Source organism: Petralouisia muris (assembly GCF_004793545.1).
In the GTDB taxonomy this organism is placed as follows: Bacteria; Bacillota; Clostridia; order Lachnospirales; family Lachnospiraceae; genus Petralouisia; species Petralouisia muris.
Map to the genome: position 1 here is coordinate 1 of NZ_SRYA01000246.1, position 560 is coordinate 560.

Consider the following 560-nt stretch of genomic DNA (forward strand, 5'->3'; position numbering starts at 1 on the left):
GGCTTGCCGAGCTTTGAGAGCGTGGGCAGGACACGCCGCAAATTGCAGGAGAAATACCCAGAGCTTTTAGGAAGCGTGCGGATGCAGAAAATCAGAGCCAGAGGCGAAAAGGCATACCGCAGATATGCCAAAGAATCGTGAGGTGAAAGATGCAGGATAAGTCTTTTGAATACGGCGGGCATCACTTTATCCCAGAGCGGCAGTTTACAAAGCGGGAAGATGATTTTTTCAAGATTACCCGCAGATTAAAGACAGATAGGGAACTTGGCTTTTTTGCCGCCGACTATTACGGCAGGGGAAGCCAGAAATTCCCCTATTCTTACGATGATTTTTATGCTGCGTCCACGGACAAAAAATGTGATATTTTCCGCTGTGTGGAGAACGGTAGGCTGTACGTCCCCTGCCAGTATGAATTGCAGCAATATATGGACGGAAAACAGCAGGAAAGGAGGAACGCCTATGAACGGTGAAACACGCTCCAATCAGGGCTATGAAATCATAGAGAGCTGCACTATCGGGAACACGGAGCTTGTCATCGGGCATCACCCGAAAGCCCCGAA

Annotated in this window: 1 protein-coding gene; it reads left to right on the plus strand. The window is 49.1% G+C overall.

Annotation, left to right across the window (positions count from 1 at the left end; translation table 11 throughout):
- The first annotated feature begins 149 nt into the window (after window positions 1–149).
- A complete protein-coding gene (locus E5329_RS29340; protein WP_135992596.1) occupies window positions 150–470 on the plus strand; it encodes a hypothetical protein in 321 nt (106 codons plus the stop codon).
- Window positions 471–560 lie beyond the last annotated feature (90 nt).

Coding starts and splice junctions, on each gene's coding strand:
- E5329_RS29340 (WP_135992596.1), top strand. CDS start 150: ATGCAGGATAAGTCTTTTGAATACGGCGGGCATCACTTTATCCCAGAG.